Raw genomic sequence first — 18,747 nt, forward strand, 5'->3', positions numbered from 1 at the left:
GGTAAATTAGTTCAAAAATTACGTAAACTACGTGTTAAAGCATTGCCTAAAAACATGCCTCAAGTAGTAGAAGTAAGCATTGCTAAATTAGAAGTAGGTAACTTATTCCGTGTTCGTGATTTGCAAAAAGGCGAATATGTTGTTACTAACACGCCAGAAGATACTATCGTTTCTGTAGGTATGTCTAGAGCGTTAAAACAAGCTGAAAACGAAGCAAAAGGTAAAAAATAAGTCAAGGTTTAAGAATTCTTGATTTACAAGATAAAAGCGTCCCGAGGTAAAAATCGGGACGCTTTTTTGTTAGAAGCGCTCTCTGATAATACCGCTATTTACAAAGGTTAAAGGTTTTGTTGGTTACATTTTCAAATCAACTACATACTACTATCTTTGCGCTATGAAATTTCTAATTGTAGGCTTAGGGAACATTGGTGCCGAATACGAAGGGACAAGACATAATATTGGGTTTGATATTGCTGATGAGTTGGTGGCTAGCCACGAGGGCAAGTTTGAACACGGTAGGTTGGCCTATCATGCAGAGGTATCGCATAAGGGCAGGAAACTTCATGTAATTAAACCCACCACTTACATGAACCTAAGCGGTAAAGCGGTTAATTATTGGATGAAAGAATTGAAGATTGCACCAGAAAATGTTTTAGTACTGGTAGATGATTTGGCTTTGCCTTTAGGTAAGCTGCGTATGAAATTACAGGGAAGTAGCGCCGGACATAATGGTTTAAAAAGCATAGAAGAAGTTTGCGGCGGACAAAACTATGCCCGTTTACGCTTTGGCATTGGCGATGATTTTCCGAAGGGCAGACAGGTGGATTTTGTACTTGGTCAGTTTGACAAGAACGAGAAAAAAGAACTGCCCGTATTAATTAATAGGGCAGTGAGCATGATTAAAAGTTTCGCAACAATTGGCGCTGCGCAAACCATGACTTTATTTAATAAATAGCCCACTACCTATTTGTTAACCTAGCAATTTTTTCGTGTAGTACATCTACTTTAAATGGCTTCCCTATAATGTCGTTAGCACCTACTTTTATGGCCGTTTCTTTATCCGATTCTAGAACACCGGCAGAGAAAGAAATAATAGGTGTTTTTTCTTTACTTGGAATGTGACCTTCTCGTATTTTCTGGATGGCTTCTAAACCATCCATTACAGGCATATAAGTATCCATCAATACCAAATCAAAGTCTTCTTTTTTTAAGGTTTCTAGTGCAGCGGCGCCATCGCCTACTACGGTAGTTTGTATTTTCCAGCCGTTTAGTATTTTTACAATTAAGAAAACATTGATGGCATTGTCTTCGGCCACTAACACCTTTAAACCATCAAAAGTCGATAATTCTTTAGGAGCTTCTTGAGGTGTTATTTTTTCTTCCTCTTTTTCCACTACTTTGTACCATTTGGTAAACGAGAATGTACTGCCTTTGCCCAGTTCGCTCTTCACATCTAACGCTCCTCCTTTAAGTTCTGCTAGCTTTTTAACTATAGATAAACCCAAACCAGTACCTCCATAAGTTCTGGTATGCATATTTTCTACCTGTTCAAACGAATGAAAGATATTTTGAATATTTTCTTGCGAGATACCAATTCCGGTATCAGTTACAGAAAACTTTAGCAAGGCAGTGCTTGGTCTGGCTTCTAAGGCTTCTACTTTAAAGGTTACCTCGCCTTCATTAGTGAATTTTATAGCATTACTGAGCAGATTCATGAAAATCTGATTTAAACGCAATGAATCTGCCATGATGTATCTTGGTACATTGTCAGTCATGATTAGCTTTAAGCTAATGTTTTTCTCTAATGCTTTAATGTTTAGTAAATTGAAAGCTTGCGTTGCCAAATCTTTAATGTCTGTTTCGACAAAGCTGATAGTGTATTTTCCAGCTTCTATTTTAGATAAATCCAGAATGTCGTTAATTACGCCCAATAACGAGTTTGAGGAAATGTCTAACAAGTTTAATATTTCGCTCTGGTTTTCGGTAAGCTGGCCTTGTTTAAGCAAGTGTAATAGCCCAATAATGCCGTTTATAGGTGTTCGTATTTCGTGGCTCATATTGGCTACAAAGCTTTCCTTTGCTCTTTTTCCTTGTTCTGCTTCTTCTTTGGCTTTAATTAAGTCGGTTTGTATTTTTTCTAGTTGCAGGTTTTTTGTCTTAATTTCTATCTGGTTTTTAATCAGTTGAATAAAGGCATCTACCTTGGCCGATGTGATATAAGGATCTAAGGGTTTGTATAGATAATCTACTGCGCCCGTGGTATAACCTTTAATTGCATACTTGGTTTCGGTAGAGATGGCAGTAACAAAAATAATGAGGATGTCTTGTGTACGAGAGTTCTTTTTAAGGATTTCTACTAATTCAAAGCCATTCATTTCAGGCATTTGAACATCTACCAGTGCAATGGCAATGTCTTTCTCCCAGCAAATACGCAATGCATCATTTGGCGATGTTGTAGTGATAATGTTAATATCATTTCTATTCAAAAGAGCTTCTAAGGCAATGATATTCTCTTGCTTATCATCTACAATTAAAAGGTTAATTTTGTTCATGTACTGGTAAGTTAACTAATTTTTTGGTAAATGTTATTCTTCTTGTCTATGGCTTTAAACCTTTTAACTATTTGCTGGTCGCGAATGGTTTCTTTTGCGCCTAAGCAAAGAAAGCCAAAGTTTGCCAAGCTGTTGTAAAAGAGGTTAATTACTTTTTTTTGCAATTCTGGATTAAAATAGATCAACACATTTCTGCACGAAATAACTTGAAATTCATTGAACGGCCCGTCTGAAACCAAGTTGTGCATAGAGAAAAGTACGTTCTTTTTCAATTGCCTAGAAATAGATGCGGCATCGTACTTGGCCGTATAGTAGTTTGCTAAAGATTTTCCTCCGTCTATGGCATGGTAATTTTCAGAATATTGCTTCATTTTCTGAAGGTCGTAAATGCCTTCTCTCGCTATCTCTAATACTTTATGATTAATATCTGTTCCGTAAAAAAAACTACGGTTATAGAGCCCTAATTCTTGGAACAAAATGGCAAAAGAATAGAGCTCTTCGCCTGTAGAGCATCCGGCATTCCAAATTTTAATGTGCGGATAGGTGCCTAAATAGGGAAGTACGTTTTCTTTTATCGATTTAAAAAAATGGGGATCCCTAAACATTTCGGTTACATTTACCGTTACCTCATTTAAAAATTCGTGAAAAAAATCGGGGCTATTGGTTAAAATGCTTTTCAAGTCAAAGAAATCTAACCTTTTCAAGGTCATTATTCTGCTTAGTCTTCGTTTTAAAGATGCCCGCGAATATCCTTCAAAGTCAAACCCGTAAATATTACGTGTAACTAAAATTAGTTCTTCTACCTGTTCGTCTGTAATCACTGTTTTTCGTTAAGTACCTTAAAGGTTAGCTAAGCCACACTCTTAACATCGATAAGAGCTTGTCGATATCTACTGGTTTAGATATATAATCGCTGGCACCAGCTTCCATGCATTTTTCCCTATCTGTTTTCATTGCCTTGGCGGTTAGTGCAATTACTGGAAGGTTGGCCAAATGTCGTTGGACCCTTATTTGTCGCATGGCTTCGTAGCCATCCATTTCGGGCATCATGATGTCCATTAGTACTAAGTCAATTGCTTTGTTTTCTGCTAATTTCTCTAGTGCTTCGATACCATTGTTGGCTATCACTACGTTAATTTCGTAATCCTGCAAAGCAGATGATAGGGCGAAGATATTACGCATATCGTCATCTGTAATGAGAATGGTTTTATCTTTTAATGCTTTCTCTATGGTTGGTGCATAATTTTTTGGTGTTTTGGTAATGCCAACAGCCGGTTCTTTTTTTGGCGATTCGGTCTGTAATTTGTTCATGAACAGGCTTACTTCATCTAAAAGTCTGTCGTTAGATTTGTTGCTCTTTAACACCATTGCCTGCGAATAGCGCATAATATGAGCCATTTTGTCTTTGTCTAGCTCCATGGCGGTGTTAATAATTACAGGCACATCTTTGGTATCGGGATTTGATTTTATTTCATCTAATAAATCATAGCCCGAAATATCAGGAAGCTTTAGGTCTAAGATAATACAGTCGAAAACGCTTTCTTCTAATATTTGTCTAGCTTCGGCGCCTGTATAGGCTTGCGAAACTTTAGCGCCTTTTTTTATCAGTTGCTCGGTAAGTTCATTGCTCTGCAGTACTTGGTCTTCAATTACCAATACGTTATTAAAATTATATTTATATTGGTTTGAGAGCAGTTCAAAGGCATGGTCAAGCTTTTCTTTATCTACAGGTTTTTTAAGGAAGCCAATAGCTCCTTCTCTTTTTGCCTTACTGGCCTTTTCATCACCTGCCGACATCATGTGAATTGGAATGTGTTGCGTGGCAGGGTTGTCTTTTAGCTTCTTTAAGATAGTCCAGCCATCCATTACGGGCAGCATTACATCTAAAACAATGGCATCTGGAAGTTCGGCAATGGCTAGGGCTAAACCGGTATCGCCACTGTGGGCTAATATAGGTTCAAAACCTTTTTCAATGGCATAGGCCTTTAATATTTCGGCAAAATTTTCGTCGTCTTCTACAATCAATAATTTATTGCCTTCGTCGCTTTTTTGAGGTAAGGGCATTGGCGTACTACTTGTTTTCTTTTCTTCGGCTACTGGATTTGGCTCAGGGCTTGTTTCTTCGGTCTTCTCTGTTTTTTGGGGTGCCAAACTTTGGGGGATAAATAATGTAAAAGTGCTTCCTAAACCTAGTTCGCTCTTTAATTGTATTTCGCCACCAAGTAAGTTGGCCAATTCCCTACTAATAGACAGCCCCAAGCCCGTGCCGCCATATTTTCTGCTGGTAGAGCCATCTTCTTGCTGAAATGCCTCGAAAATAATTTGCAGCTTTTCTTCCGCAATGCCAATTCCAGTATCGGTAACAGAAAAGTATAATGGGTTTTGTGGGTGCGCTATAAGTGATTTATTCTGTTTAATTTGTTCTTTTTTGGCTACACCAGCTTCCACAATTATGCTACCCTTTGCTTTTGTAAATTTAAAGGCGTTGGCCAGTAAGTTTTTAATAATTTGTTCTAAGCGAGCTTGGTCTGTAACAATTGTTTCTGGTAAATCGTCAGTCAGATTAAACTCAAAGTTAATGTCCTTTTGGTTAGCAATTTCGGTAAACAATGCTTTTGTTTGGCTTTGAATAGTGCTTAGTTTGGTTTGCTCCAATACGAGCTCAACATTGCCAGATTCTATTTTAGAGAGGTCTAAAATATCATTAATCAATGTCAGAAGGTCGGTTCCGGCATTTTGTATAACGTTCGCATATTTAATTTGCTCTTCTGATAAATTGGCGTGCTTATTTTCTTTTAAAATTCGGGCCAATATTAAAATACTATTTAGGGGTGTGCGTAGTTCGTGGCTCATATTTGCCAAAAACTCAGATTTATATTTGCTGCTTATTTCTAATTCTTCTGCTTTTAAACTGATAGCTTCTTTTGCCAGATTAATTGCGTTATTCTTTTCTTCTAATAACTGCGCTTTTTCTTCTAGTTCGGTGTTGGCCTGTTGCAGTTCTTCTTGTTGTACCCTTAGCTCTTCTTCAGATGCTTGCAGTTTCTCTGTTTTGTGCATCAAGTCTTCGTTGGTAACACGCAGCTCTTCTTGCTGACTGGTTAATTCTTCGGCCTGTTGTTGTGTTTTTTCAAAAAGTTCTTGCAGTTTAACTTTAGCCAGCACACTGTTCACGGCAATACCAATGTCTTTGGTAATCGATTTTAAAAACTCAACGTCGGTTTCTTTTATAGCATTAATGCTGCCAATTTCTAGTGCTGCCAATGTTTTTTCTTCGAAAGTAATGGGCATGCAAATAATATGGTTTGGGGCAACGTTTCCTAAGCCAGAATTAATTTTCAGGTAACCTTCTGGAACTGGCGAAAATATTTTAGTGCTGTTTTCAAGTATTGCCTGACCAACCAAACCTTCTCCAGCATTGTATCGCTTGTTTAGCATCTCGCTATTTATAGCATACGTTCCTTTTACCTGAAGGCCATTTTTATACGGGTTAAATAAGTAAAAAGCACCTACTTGATAGTTGAGCAGGTTGCAAATTCTAGCAATAATATTGGCAGAAAGTTCATCAATGCCTAAATCGCCTCGCATTGCTTCATTAACTTTTGCTTTGCCGCTTAATATCCAATTATGATGTTCGTTCTTGATAGATAATTCTTCTAATTCCTTATTCGTAATAAGTATTTGTTTTTCTGTCTCCTTTTGTTGGTCAAATGTTTTGTGTATATACTTTAGTAGAAATAGAATTAACCCGAAGATGATGATGGAAGTTCCAATGATGATGAGAATAGTACTTTCGTTCTTTCCTGCTGTTATTTTTTGCCTTTCTTCTAACAGCTTGGTTTCTTCTTTGATTAACTCATCACCAAAAGCTATAAGCTTAACTTTGGCTATTCTTCCATGGTCGTTTAAGAATTGTTCTTTTGCGCCAACAAAATCTCCAATATTTGCCTTAGTGGCAATATTTTTCATCTCAGCAACTTTAGTAACAGCATAAAATCTAATGCTATCAACCCTTTTTGATTGTTCTGGATTATCGATTACCAGTTGGTCCAATTCATCTACTATTGGTAATATTTTGTTAATGTTATCATCATAAGCTGCACGGTATTCTTTTCTTTCTGCTAAAAGAAAGCCCCTTAAAGAAGCTTCGGTATGCAGCAGGTTAATTTCCATTTGCTCTGCTGTTTTACTAACTTTCTGGGCATGCAATACCCATGCGTAACTTTCATTTAACGATTTGATGCTGAGGTAAGAAACTACCGCTGAAATTAACACGAAAGCGAGAGCGGTTGCAAAGCCTGTAAGTATTTGCTGCTTAAAGGAAAGTTTAAACATATAGGACTTAATTTTTGTGGAAAGTTTGCTAAGATAAACAATAATGGAGTGAAAATTAATATGAAAAAATATTAGCTTTTACAAAAAGAGTAAAGCATTTGTTTTTATTAACTTTAGCCGCTCAAAATAAAATTAAAATGATAAAATTATACGGCATACCTAATTGCAATACGGTAAAGAAAGCCCAAGATTGGTTAAAAACCAATGGAGTAACCTACGAGTTTCATGACTTTAAAAAGAAAGGCATTACCGCCGAAAAACTTACAGAATGGTGCCGTATTTTTGGTTGGGAGAAGGTAATTAACAAAGCTGGATTGACTTTTAAAAAATTAACCAAAGAAGAACAAGCGGCAATTAATTCGGAAACTCCTGCCATAGCCTATCTTATCAATAACACCAGCGCCATTAAAAGACCTATTGTAGAAACAAATGATAAAGCAGTATTGTTAGGTTTTAAGGAAGAAGAATATCAAACTAAACTAGGAGTATAAATAGGCTAGGGCTTTAAACTGTCAATTAAAAAGAAGCAACTTGTTAAAGTTTGTTAAAGCTAATTTATACCAAGCACAGAACATTAAATTTGAACATGGGCAAAAAAATATATTTATTCTGTTTGTTATTAATGCCAGTGTTTACCTGGGCGCAAACTTACATTACAGGTAATGTGTTCGATAACGAGCAACGGAACTTGCCTTTACAAGGTGTTGCCGTAAGAAATCTTGCCACTAAGGCATTGGTGGTAACAGATAAAGACGGTAGGTTTGCCCTGCAAGCTAAAACAGGTGATTTGCTCTCTTTTGGTCTAGCGGGTTACCAAACAGATACACTGTTTTTAACCAATTTGTTCGCTAAGAATATCTATTTAAGAATAACTGTAAACACGTTAAATACCGTAAATGTAACTACCGCCAAAGTATCACCTTTTTTAGATGTTAAAGATACAGAAGCAGTAGCTGCAAGAAGGGTAGATGCCTCGAAGAACAAAGGCGGCTTGCGTTTAAACTTAGGCTATGGTAAATGGCGCAAACAACAAGCTAAAGAACAAGAATTAGAAGAAGCTGCAGCAATTAATGAAGAAATTTCAAACAACTTTAACAAAGCCATTATCCAAAAGTTGGTAAATTACAAAGAGAAAGATTTGGATGACTATATTGGTTTGTACCGCCCAACAGTAGAACAAGTAAAGACCGACAAACCGTTTGATTACACCTATTACATTGCTACTACATTTTACCATTGGAAAAAATTGCCTGCCGAGGCAAGAAAGCTCTCGCCATTGCCAAAATTGAAGGGCAACCCGTAGCTTTCGTAATATTCATGTTCCATTCTTGAAAATTATCGCTTTTCAACTACCTTAGCATTAAAATAATCAAATATGCAAAAAACATTATTGAAATCTTTTGCGGTTGTGTTAACCGTTTTATTGGGACAATTAAGTTTCGCCCAAGATAAGCCCGCGGCAAAATATGTGCCCGAAGAAGCTTTTAGTCCGCTGTTTTACACCCAAAATGGTAACGAATATCGCTCTGCAAGCGGTGCTCCTGGTGCAAAGTATTGGCAAAATAGGGTAGATTACAACATCAGCGCAAGTCTTGATGAAGCTACCAATAAAATTAAAGCAACCATTACCATTACCTACAAGAACAATAGCCCCGAAAAACTACCTTACTTATGGTTGCAGCTAGATCAAAATTCGTTTGGCGAAAATTCTCGTGGGCAAGCTATTACTCCGGCCAAAAGCAGGTACGGGGCGCAAGGCGAAAACTTTAAAGGCGGATATAATATTTCTAACCTATCGGTTTCGCAAAAAGCAAAGCCTGTAAAGTTTACTTCTTTAATAGAAGATACACGTATGCAAATCCGTTTAGACCAAGCCATGGCCGCTAATGGCGATGTGATAGTTATTAAAATGGATTACACTTATACCTTGCCGGTATTAGGTTCGGACAGAACGGGACACTTAACTACCAAGAATGGCGAAATTTTTGCTGTTGCACAATGGTTCCCGCGTATGAGTGTGTATGACGACGTGCTGGGATGGAATACCTTGCCTTACTGGGGTGCTGGTGAGTTTTATTGCGAATACGGCGATATTACGTTCGATGTTACCGTGCCGGCAAGTCATCTGGTAATGGGCTCTGGAGAATTGCTAAATCCGCAAGAAGTATTTACTGCCGAGCAGTTTAAACGTTGGAACGAAGCAAAAAACAGTGATAAAACAGTTCACATCAGGTCTGAAGCCGAAGTAACCGATCCAAAATCTCGCCCTGCTAAAGATAAATTAACTTGGAAATTTAAAATGACAAATACGCGTGATGCAGCTTGGGCTTCATCAAAAGCTTTTGTTCTTGATGCTGCACGTATCAATTTACCAAGTGGTAAGAAATCGTTGGCCGTTTCGGCGCATCCGGTAGAGAGCAATGGGATGGATAGTTATGGCAGAGGGGTAGAATATGTAAAGGCTTCGATAGAGCATTATTCAAAAATGTGGTACGAATATCCTTATCCAATGGCAGTAAATGTGGCTACAAATATTGGAGGTATGGAATATCCAGGTATTGTTTTTTGCGGCTGGAAAGCGAAGAAAGGCAGTGCTTGGGGCGTTATCGATCATGAATTTGGACACATCTGGTTCCCAATGATTGTAGGTTCTAACGAACGTAAGTTTGGTTGGATGGACGAAGGTTTTAATACGTTTATCAACGATTTGTCGAGCGCTGAATTTAACAACGGCGAATACAAACCACGTAAAATGAATATGAACGCCATCGGTAAATCTGTTATCGGAAATCCGAGATACGAAAACATGATGCTTATTCCAGACGGTATGATAGAAGCAAATATCGGGATTAACTTATACTATAAACCAAGTTGGGCGCTACATATACTAAGAGATCAAATTTTAGGTAGAGATCGTTTCGATTTTGCCTTTAAACAATACATCAATAACTGGGCTTATAAGCACCCAACTCCTAATGATTTTTTCCGTACCATGGAAAATGCTGCTGGCGAAGATTTAAGTTGGTTTTGGAAAAGTTGGTTCTTGAACAACTGGAAAATGGATCAAGGTATTTCAGCAGTGAAAGAAGTAAAAAACAATGGCGCAATAACAGCTTACACCATAAAGGTGGATAATTTAGATAAAATGCCAATGCCAATTATCTTAGGAATTAAAACTAAAAGTGGCAAAACCGCAGTTGTAAAAGTTCCTGTTGATGTTTGGATGAAAAATACAAGCTGGTTGGTAACTTACCCAACAACTGAAGAAGTTGTAGAAGTAGTGCTAGACCCAGAACAAGTATTGCCAGATAGCAATGCCGACAACAATAAATGGACGGCCGGAAATTAAAAGCTAGCTAATATTTTAATATTCAAAAATCCCGTAAGGTTTATGCTTTACGGGATTTTTTTATGATTATGTATGTTTCGCGTTGTGGGGAAGTTGCAAACTTGGGTTTCAGAATTATTAAATAGAGAAATGTTATTTTACTTGCGCTACACCTTTGCTAGCTACTTGGTGTTGTGGGTTGTGTTTTCTCAGCTGCTTGTTCGGTAAAAAGGCTATTTTAGCAAATAACAGCCTAGCCCGATACCAAGACTTACCGAGCCGAGTGTGTTTTTACCACAAATTGGCTGGGTAATTTTCTACTAATCCTGCTACCTTTGTGTATGCCAACAACAGAACAAAAAAATAATCCATTACACGGAAAAACACTCGAATACATTGTAACACAATTGAGCGAGCATTATGGTTGGGCAGAATTGGGGTACCTGTTGCGTTTTAATTGTTTTATTATTGATCCTAGCGTTAAATCTAGTCTAAAGTTTTTGCGCAAGCACGAATGGGCAAGAAAACAAACAGAACAACTTTATATCGATACGTTTTATAAATAGCCTAGGCCTAAATAATTTTTATATTTTTGGCTTATCAACCTTTTAGATAAATGTATAGTTTAATTAAACATTTAAAATCTTATTTCGTATTTGTAGCGTGGTGTATTCCGGTATTTGCTGTGGCGCAGCAAAATGTACATACCTTAGAAATAAACTTACAACAGTCAATTAATAGCTTTAGTGCTAACCAAAACAAATTGCAGGGCAATGCCTACGGTGGCGAACTAAGTTATCATTATAATGTAAACCGAGAACCCAAGAAATGGTCTAGCGATTTAGGAATACGAAGTATCGATGTAATTTTTAACTATAAGCGCATGGCAGATGTTACCCGCATTGCAGCGCCAATTAAAGGAGAGTTTGGAGATAGCTATGGTTTGTTGGGTGGATTAACTTTCCCACTTTTTAATGTGAGTAAATTAGATGTAGCCTTTACTCCCGGTTTTGGAATTTTATATGCCGGACAATCGTGGTTTAGCAATAAAAACCCAGTAGTAGGTAGCAAACTTAACTTTGGGCTTAAAGCAGGTTTAAAGGCAAGCTTGCCCATAAGTAATGAAATAACCCTAGGTGCAAATTTAGACGTGTTGCACTACTCTAATGGCGGTACCCGTGTGCCTAATAATGGTTTAAATGTTGTTAGTGCAGGGTTAAGTATAGCAGCGGCACTAAATAACGCAGTAGAAACGCCAACGCCTACTTTTGAAACAGAAAACTATAAAAAACATAGCTTAGATTTGGGTATTAACCTGGGCAGAAGAGGAGTTTATCAAAGTAAAGACGGCTTGTATAGAACAGGTTTGTACGGAGGGTATAATTATCGGGTAGCCTCGTATTTAGCTTTGAGCGCTGGGGTAGATGCCGTGTATTATCACACGGTTTATGACCCTAATAGAATTTTAGAAACTTACCAATCTAATGCATCTTCTTTTAAAAGATGGCGGGTAGGAACAGCCATTGGTCCAGATTTATGGATGGGTAATTTCTCATTTATGGTTAAGTACGGTTATTATGTGTATTACGATAGTTTAAAGCCTATAAAAACCTACTGGACAGCCGGTGCAAAGTATAAACTAAATAATTGGCTGGCCTTACAATCTAAAATATACATACACCAAACCGAGGCCGATTATGTGGGCTTTGGTTTAATGTTTACTAAATAAGATGATTAGGTTAAACGAAGAAACTCCGCTAGATGTGCTCAATGGAATAAAGCCAGGTGATATGGTAACCGATACTTTTAGTAAAACTGGCTTGGTAGAAAGTATTGAAATGACTGATGACGGTTTGTACCGCATTTATGAGTTTATGTTGGTGACAGGCAGGGTAATTACCATAAAAAAGTAAGCATTAAAATTCAGCTTAATGATGCATTCCTTTTAATTGCAGCAGTATTTACGGAAACTAAAAAAATAAATAGATGAAAAAAGCACATTTGCTATTACTCGTCATTGCACTATCGGGCTTAGCTTGCATTGCCCCAAAGCAACATTATCATATCAGTTTTAAAACAGCAAAGGAATTTCAAGATTTTTTAAATAGAAAAACATCTAGCTACCCATTATTAAGTGCACACCGTGGTGGGCCAATGCCAGGGTTTCCCGAAAATGCTATTGAAACTTTCGAAAATGCAACCACCTATCAGCCCGTAATTATCGAGTTTGATGTGGCTCTAAGCAAAGATTCTGCTTTGGTAATTATGCACGACGATAAATTGGATAGAACCACCACAGGTGCGGGTTTAATTTCATCTTATACCTATAACGAACTGCAAAAGTTAACTTTAAAAGACGATGATGGTAAAGTAACCAGTTTTAAAATCCCTACGTTAGAAGCAGTATTGCATTGGGGCAAAGATAAAGTGCTTTTCACTATTGATATAAAAAGGGGAGTGCCTTACGAAAAAATTATTGCTGCGGTACGCAAAACCAAGTCAGAAACCAACGCCATCATCATTACCTACAATGCTAATCAAGCAGCTAAAGTGCATCGGTTAGCGCCCGATTTAATGATTTCGGCAACGGTGAAAAGTGTCGAAGATTTAGAGCGTTTAAACCAAATGGGCGTACCCAATGATAAAATTGTGGCGTTTGTTGGCGTGTCGGCACCTAGTAAAAGCCTGTACCAATATTTGAATAGTAAAGGCATAAGTACTATTTTAGGTACCATGGGCAACTTAGATAGAAGTGCAAAAGCAAACCTTAACAAAAATATTTATAGCGATTTAATTGCTGATGGTGCAGATGTGCTTTCTACCGATGAAGTTTCTTTAGCTGGCGAGCAGTTAAACGTTTATCGGGCAAAAAATAAATTGAAATTTAAAAATCTCTATACTAAATAAATTGAGCGTAATAGTAAAGAATTTAGCCAAACATTACGGCGAACAAAAAGCAGTAAATCAAATTAGCTTTGAGGCTAAGCCTGGCCGCATATTAGGTTTTTTGGGGCCAAATGGTGCCGGTAAATCTACCACCATGAAAATGCTGACCGGTTATTTAGCACCAACCTCTGGCGAAGCCGAGATTTGTAATTTGACGATACAAACAGCACCATTGGCAGTGAAAAAACTGATTGGTTATTTGCCCGAGAACACGCCTTTGTACCTAGAGATGTATGTGCGTGAGTTCTTGGGTTTCGTTGCAGAAACTTACGGACTAAAAAATATTGCCCAACGTATAGAGGAAGTGATAAAATTAGTAGGCTTAACGCAAGAGCAACACAAGAAAATTGGGATGCTTTCTAAAGGCTACAAACAGCGTGTGGGCTTGGCTCAGGCTATTATTCATGATCCGCAAGTGTTAATTTTAGACGAGCCTACCTCCGGATTAGATCCTAACCAATTAGCTGATATTAGAAGTTTGATAAAAAGTTTGGGTAAAGATAAAACGGTAATTATTTCTACCCACATTATGCAAGAAGTAGAGGCGCTGTGTGATGATGTTATCATTATCAACAAAGGTACGCTTGTTGCAAATACCTCAATTGCTGATTTAAGAAAAGAACATCAGCAGGCATCGTTGGAAGAAATTTTTAAAGCGTTAACTCGTTAAAATCTCTATATGAAACTTGGCATATATATCGCACTGCTTTTCTCAATTGTTTTAACAACTGTAAACGCACAGCAGTTTCGTTTATCAGTTGCCCCAGAGTTTAATTTTCCTACTGGGAATGCATCTAGTGTAAGTGGTATTGGGTTTGGTGGGTCGCTTAAAGCGGAAATTGGCGTGTCTGAACATTATGCCCTTACGGCCAGTAGTGGGTACAATTTGTTCATTGGTAAAAAATATTTAGGTACCCGAATACAAAATATCGAGGCCATACCCACTAAACTTGGGCTAAAATATTACGGCACACCAGACTTTTATATCGAAGGACAGGTTGGCGCTGCTTTTAATGGGAACAACAGTGCTAAAACTTCGTTGGTATGGTCGCCAGGATTTGGAACTTTAATCAAAACAGGGTCTAAGAAAAATAAAATCGATTTTGGCTTACGTTATGAATCTTGGACATTGAAAAGCAAAGTTTCTTCTGCAGGAATTAAAAGTTCGAATTTTGGTTTTGTAGGATTAAAGCTAGGCTACCTGTTTGGCTTGTAATTTAATTAAGTGTTTGTTTTGTATTTTTTTTATCTTTTTATGTAACTATTGGCAGAGTTATTGTGTCTATTATTCCAGTTATAAATTAATACACAAATTAAAATTATTTAAAAGATGAAAAAACTATTATTATCATTAGCTCTTGTAGCTGGCCTAGGTTTAGCTGCTAATGCACAAAGCAAAAAAGACCCAGCAATGGGTGGTTCTAAAATTGGTGTTGGTGCAGATTTTGCCTTCCCAATGGGTGATTTTGGTGACTTCTGGAATTTTGGAGTTGGCGGTTCATTAAATTTTCAAGCGCCAATTGCTAATAAAACTAATTTTGTAGGCGAAGCAGGTTATTTAAACTTTACCTCTAAAGAGTTTGCTGGTCAAACAGTTAGTTTTGGTACTATTCCAGTAAAAGCAGGTGTTAGATACTTCTTGGCTGAAAATTTTTACGCACAAGGTCAAGTTGGTGCGGCATTTTCAACTGAGAGCAATGGCGGTACTGCGTTTGTTTATGCCCCAAGTTTAGGTGTTGAGTTCCCAGTTGCCGATAAAATGGCAGTTGACTTTGGAGCACGTTATGAAGGATGGTCTAAAAATGGAACTTCTTCATTCATCGGTTTAAGAGCAGCTTTAAACTTTGGTTTGTAAACCATAAACAAAAAAAATCAAAGCCTTTCCGATTTTTCGGAAGGGCTTTTTTGTTTTAACAGATATTGTATAACTTCGGCATCACAATACAAAGGCATGCTAGCAGTATTTAAAAGAGAGTTATTCAGTTTCCTCAGTTCATCAATGGCCTACATTACCATCGGTATTTTTTTACTGGCCTGTGGTTTAATGTTCTGGTTTTTTCCCGATACTTCCATTTTAGAATACGGTTATGCCGAAATGGATGGTTTCTTTAGTCTGGTGCCCTATCTTTTTATGTTCCTTATTTCGGCCATCGCTATGCGTTCTTTTGCCGAAGAGCGTAAAGAAGGAACTTATGTATTGTTGGCTACCCGGCCACTTACAGATTTGCAGATTATACTGGCAAAGTATTTGGCTTGCATGGTTTTGGTGCTGTTTTCGTTATTGCCTACCTTAATTTACTACTATAGTATTTCGCGTTTAGGTATGCCGCAAGGAAATATTGATACAGGAGCTGTAATTGGTTCTTATATTGGCTTGTTTTTATTGGGTGGCGCTTTTACGTCCGTTGGCATTTTTGCGTCGTCTATTACTAAAAACCAAATCATTGCATTTGCAGTTGCGGTGTTTCTTTGTTTTTTCGCTTATAGCGGTTTCGATTCTGTTAGCCGCCTTAGCGCTTTCGAAAGCATAGAAAGTACATTGGTTAATTTAGGCATTGCCGAGCATTACCAATCCATAAGCAGGGGCGTTTTAGATACTAGGGATGTTGTTTATTTCATCACCTTTGTGGCTTTGTTTTTAGGTTTAACTAAATTGGCAATAGGAGGTAGAAAATGGTAGGTAAGGGAGCAAGGAGCAAAGAACAAGGAATAAAGAGGTGGTTTCGATTGCTGCTATTTGTGGTAGTTCTAGTATTGCTAAATGTAATTGCGCAATTTGCCTATACTCGTTTTGATTTTACCAAAGAAAAACGTTTTACGCTGACAGAAAAAACCAAGGAGATATTAAAGAACAATAAGCACGAAGTTACAATTAGGGTATATCTTGATGGCGATATGCCTGCTGCTTTTAAACGTTTGCGTAATGCCACAAAAGATTTGTTGAACGATTACAAAGCTTACGCCAACACCACTTTTAGGGTGCTGTTTATAGATCCTATTTCTGGGAAATCTGCCGAAGAACAAGAAGCGGCCATTAGCCAATTGTACGAAGTTGGCGTTCGCCCTACAAATATCAATATAAAAACTGATGCCGGCTTTGCAGAAAAACTGGTTTTTCCTATGGCGCTGATAGAAAGTAATGGTAAACAAATGCCAATTAAATTGCTGCAAAACTTAGGTGGCGAGGCTTCCAATTACGATCAAAGTATCAATAATTCTATCAAAAACTTAGAATATATTTTTACGTCATCCTTAAAAAAGGTAATTACTGGCTACAACCCCCGTATTGGCTTTACCGAAGGTAATGGCGAGCCTGATAATCGTTATTTGTACGATGCCATTACTGCATTGGCAGATAGCTATGTGGTTGGGCGTGTAAACTTGGATTCTATTACAAAACCAGGTTTAGATAGCTTGAAAATGCTAGTTGTTGCTAAACCATTAAAGGCTTTTACCGAAGCGCAGAAATACAGGATCAACTATTTTGTAATGAAAGGCGGGCACGTAGTTTGGTCTATAGATCAAGTGCGCATGGACTTAGACAGCTTGCGTAACGGACGTTCGTTTTTGGCCGCCAATAATGCCCTCAATTTAGACGACATGCTGTTTGAGTACGGTGCCCGTATCAATTACAACATTATTGCCGATGTAAATTGTGCTGAAATTCCGGTAGCCACTGCTGCTGGCCCACAGGGCAATATACAAATGGCGCCGTGGTTATATTATCCAATACTATTGCCCGATACGAGCAGCAACGTAGTGAGGAATTTAGATAACATAAAAGCCGAATTTGCCAGTACGGTAGATACTATTGGCAGTAAAAATGTACATAAACACTTTATTTTATCTACTTCTCCTTACAATAAAGTGTACACTTCTCCAAAAATGTTTAACCTGCAAATGGTAGAAGAAGAACCTTCGCAAAAAGAATTTACAAGTACCGCAAAAAGTGTTGGTGTGTTATTGGAAGGAAGCTTTAAGTCTGTTTTTTTAAATAGGCCGGTGCCAGAGGGCATTAAAGAACAATATGAAGTGCCTGCGCAAAGCAAGCCTGCAAAAATGATTGTTATTGGCGACGGCGATATCTTTCGGAACCAGGTTGGTGCAGACGGTTCTCCGTTTCCCTTGGGCTTTGATAGATATACACAACAGAATTTTGGGAACAAGGCACTATTGTTAAATATTGCAGATTATTTCACCAATGAAGACAATTTAATCGCCCTGCGCAATAAAGAAATTACGGTTAGGCCGCTAGATAAAACTTTAGTACGTACCGAAAAAACAAAATGGCAGCTGATAAACACCGTTTTGCCAATTTTGTTGTTAATATGTTTCGCAACTTTTCAACATTATTATCGTAAACATAAGTATGCAAGGTAAATTTCATACTTTTGAGTCTATATATAACAAACTATGAGATTTATAGTATCCACATCGACATTATTAAAGCATTTACAAACGGTTAATGGTGCTTCGAGTAGCAGCACGGTATTGCCTATTTTAGAGAATTTCCTGTTTGAGATTAAGGAAGGGAATTTAACTATTTCTGCTACCGACTTGCAGACTAGTATGACTACTTCTTTATTGGTAGAATCGAAAGAAGAAGGTAAAGTTGCAGTTCCATCGAGAATTTTGCTAGATACTTTGAAAACTTTGCCAGATCAGCCAATAACTTTTCATGTAGATGACAATAATTTCGCTATAGAAATTAGTGCAGGCGATGGAAAATATAAATTAAGTGGAGAGAACGGAGATGATTTTCCGAAAATTCCAGTAGTTGACAATGCGTCGTCGGTAAATTTACCTGCATCTGTTTTGGCAGAAGCAATAACCAAAACAATTTTTGCGGTAAGTAATGATGAGCTTCGTCCGGCAATGACGGGGGTGTTTTGTCAGCTGTCTCCTCAAAACATCACTTTTGTAGCTACCGATGCGCATAAATTGGTTCGCTACAGAAGAAATGATAGCAAGGCCGATAAAGCTTCTTCGTTTATTTTGCCTAAAAAAGCATTAACACTTTTAAAAGCAGCTTTGCCAAGTACAGATGTAAATGTTTCTGTAGATTATAATGCAACTAGCGCTTTTTTTAAGTTCGAAAATATCAACTTAATTTGCCGTTTAATTGACGAACGCTATCCTGATTACGAAGCGGTTATTCCCACCAACAATACAAATAGGTTGGTTATTGACAGGGCTTTGTTTTTAAATACCCTGCGTAGGGTGGTAATTTTTGCCAATAAAACTACCCACCAAGTTCGTTTAAAAATTAGCGGTAGCGAGTTAAATATCTCTTCAGAAGATTTAGATTTTGCAAACGAGGCGCACGAACGTTTAAGTTGCCAATATGATGGCGAAGACTTAGAAATTGGTTTTAATGCTCGTTTCTTGATCGAGATGTTAAATAACTTAAATGGCGAAGAAATTACTTTAGAACTTTCTACACCAAACAGAGCAGGCTTATTAATCCCTCATACCAATGATGAAAATGAAGATGTTTTAATGTTGGTAATGCCAGTAATGTTAAATAACAGCTATTAACAATAATTAAAAATAAAAGCAAAAAGCTCAGGTCCAAAAAAGTCTGGG

The 18,747-nt window shown here is 37.6% G+C and carries 17 protein-coding genes and 1 pseudogene; 15 read left to right on the top strand and 3 right to left on the bottom strand.

The window, feature by feature from the left end:
• Positions 1-231, top strand: a pseudogene (locus tag B3I52_RS13115) (50S ribosomal protein L25); the annotation flags it as partial.
• A 163-nt stretch (positions 232-394) separates the two neighbouring features.
• Complete coding sequence (gene pth / locus B3I52_RS13120) at positions 395-955, top strand: aminoacyl-tRNA hydrolase (RefSeq protein ID WP_293301946.1); 561 nt, start codon at positions 395-397, stop codon at positions 953-955.
• Between the two features lie 4 nt (positions 956-959).
• On the opposite strand, the gene B3I52_RS13125 is transcribed toward pth, so the two are convergent.
• The 3 genes from B3I52_RS13125 to B3I52_RS13135 are packed head-to-tail and all read right to left on the bottom strand — an operon-like array spanning position 960 to position 6,887.
• Positions 960-2,552: a response regulator gene (locus B3I52_RS13125; RefSeq protein WP_293301948.1), complete on the bottom strand. Its 1,593-nt coding sequence runs from the start codon at positions 2,550-2,552 to the stop codon at positions 960-962.
• Positions 2,553-2,563: 11 nt separating this feature from the next.
• Positions 2,564-3,373 carry a CheR family methyltransferase gene (locus B3I52_RS13130; protein ID WP_293301949.1) on the bottom strand — a complete coding sequence of 270 codons (810 nt, stop codon included), beginning with the start codon at positions 3,371-3,373 and terminating at the stop codon, positions 2,564-2,566.
• A gap of 25 nt (positions 3,374-3,398) precedes the next feature.
• Positions 3,399-6,887: a response regulator gene (locus B3I52_RS13135; RefSeq protein ID WP_293301951.1), complete on the bottom strand. Its 3,489-nt coding sequence runs from the start codon at positions 6,885-6,887 to the stop codon at positions 3,399-3,401.
• Positions 6,888-7,024: 137 nt separating this feature from the next.
• Here B3I52_RS13135 and B3I52_RS13140 point away from each other — a divergent pair, with 137 nt between their 5' ends.
• From B3I52_RS13140 to dnaN, 13 genes are all read left to right on the top strand, one after another.
• On the top strand, positions 7,025-7,378 hold the full coding sequence (locus B3I52_RS13140; protein ID WP_349678682.1) for a Spx/MgsR family RNA polymerase-binding regulatory protein: 354 nt from the start codon (positions 7,025-7,027) through the stop codon (positions 7,376-7,378).
• 95 nt (positions 7,379-7,473) lie between these two features.
• Positions 7,474-8,190 carry a carboxypeptidase-like regulatory domain-containing protein gene (locus B3I52_RS13145; RefSeq protein ID WP_293301953.1) on the top strand — a complete coding sequence of 239 codons (717 nt, stop codon included), beginning with the start codon at positions 7,474-7,476 and terminating at the stop codon, positions 8,188-8,190.
• Between the two features lie 72 nt (positions 8,191-8,262).
• Positions 8,263-10,236, top strand: coding sequence for a M1 family metallopeptidase (locus B3I52_RS13150; RefSeq protein ID WP_293301955.1), 1,974 nt, complete (start codon positions 8,263-8,265; stop codon positions 10,234-10,236).
• A 320-nt stretch (positions 10,237-10,556) separates the two neighbouring features.
• Positions 10,557-10,781, top strand: a complete 225-nt coding sequence (locus B3I52_RS13155; RefSeq protein ID WP_293301956.1) for a VF530 family protein — start codon at positions 10,557-10,559, stop codon at positions 10,779-10,781.
• A 50-nt stretch (positions 10,782-10,831) separates the two neighbouring features.
• Positions 10,832-11,944: an acyloxyacyl hydrolase gene (locus tag B3I52_RS13160; RefSeq protein WP_293301958.1), complete on the top strand. Its 1,113-nt coding sequence runs from the start codon at positions 10,832-10,834 to the stop codon at positions 11,942-11,944.
• 1 nt (position 11,945) lies between these two features.
• Positions 11,946-12,128, top strand: coding sequence for a hypothetical protein (locus B3I52_RS13165; RefSeq protein WP_293301959.1), 183 nt, complete (start codon positions 11,946-11,948; stop codon positions 12,126-12,128).
• 73 nt (positions 12,129-12,201) lie between these two features.
• Positions 12,202-13,122 (top strand): glycerophosphodiester phosphodiesterase family protein, encoded by a 921-nt coding sequence (locus tag B3I52_RS13170; RefSeq protein WP_293301960.1) that lies wholly within the window; start codon positions 12,202-12,204, stop codon positions 13,120-13,122.
• A 1-nt stretch (position 13,123) separates the two neighbouring features.
• Entirely contained in the window at positions 13,124-13,831 is a 708-nt protein-coding gene (locus B3I52_RS13175; RefSeq protein WP_293301962.1) for an ATP-binding cassette domain-containing protein, read from the top strand.
• 9 nt (positions 13,832-13,840) lie between these two features.
• Positions 13,841-14,377 (top strand): hypothetical protein, encoded by a 537-nt coding sequence (locus tag B3I52_RS13180; protein WP_293301964.1) that lies wholly within the window; start codon positions 13,841-13,843, stop codon positions 14,375-14,377.
• 114 nt (positions 14,378-14,491) lie between these two features.
• Entirely contained in the window at positions 14,492-15,016 is a 525-nt protein-coding gene (locus B3I52_RS13185) for an outer membrane beta-barrel protein (protein WP_293301966.1), read from the top strand.
• A gap of 96 nt (positions 15,017-15,112) precedes the next feature.
• Positions 15,113-15,841, top strand: coding sequence for a gliding motility-associated ABC transporter permease subunit GldF (gene gldF / locus B3I52_RS13190; RefSeq protein WP_293301967.1), 729 nt, complete (start codon positions 15,113-15,115; stop codon positions 15,839-15,841).
• A complete protein-coding gene (gldG, locus tag B3I52_RS13195; protein ID WP_293301969.1) occupies positions 15,835-17,541 on the top strand; it encodes a gliding motility-associated ABC transporter substrate-binding protein GldG in 1,707 nt (568 codons plus the stop codon). Before gldF ends, gldG begins: the two co-directional genes overlap by 7 nt.
• Positions 17,542-17,574: 33 nt before the next feature.
• Positions 17,575-18,699: a DNA polymerase III subunit beta gene (gene dnaN, locus B3I52_RS13200; RefSeq protein ID WP_293301970.1), complete on the top strand. Its 1,125-nt coding sequence runs from the start codon at positions 17,575-17,577 to the stop codon at positions 18,697-18,699.
• The last annotated feature ends 48 nt before the right edge of the window (positions 18,700-18,747 follow it).

The organism is Pedobacter sp. UBA4863, assembly GCF_002399615.1.
Lineage (GTDB): Bacteria > Bacteroidota > Bacteroidia > Sphingobacteriales > Sphingobacteriaceae > Pedobacter.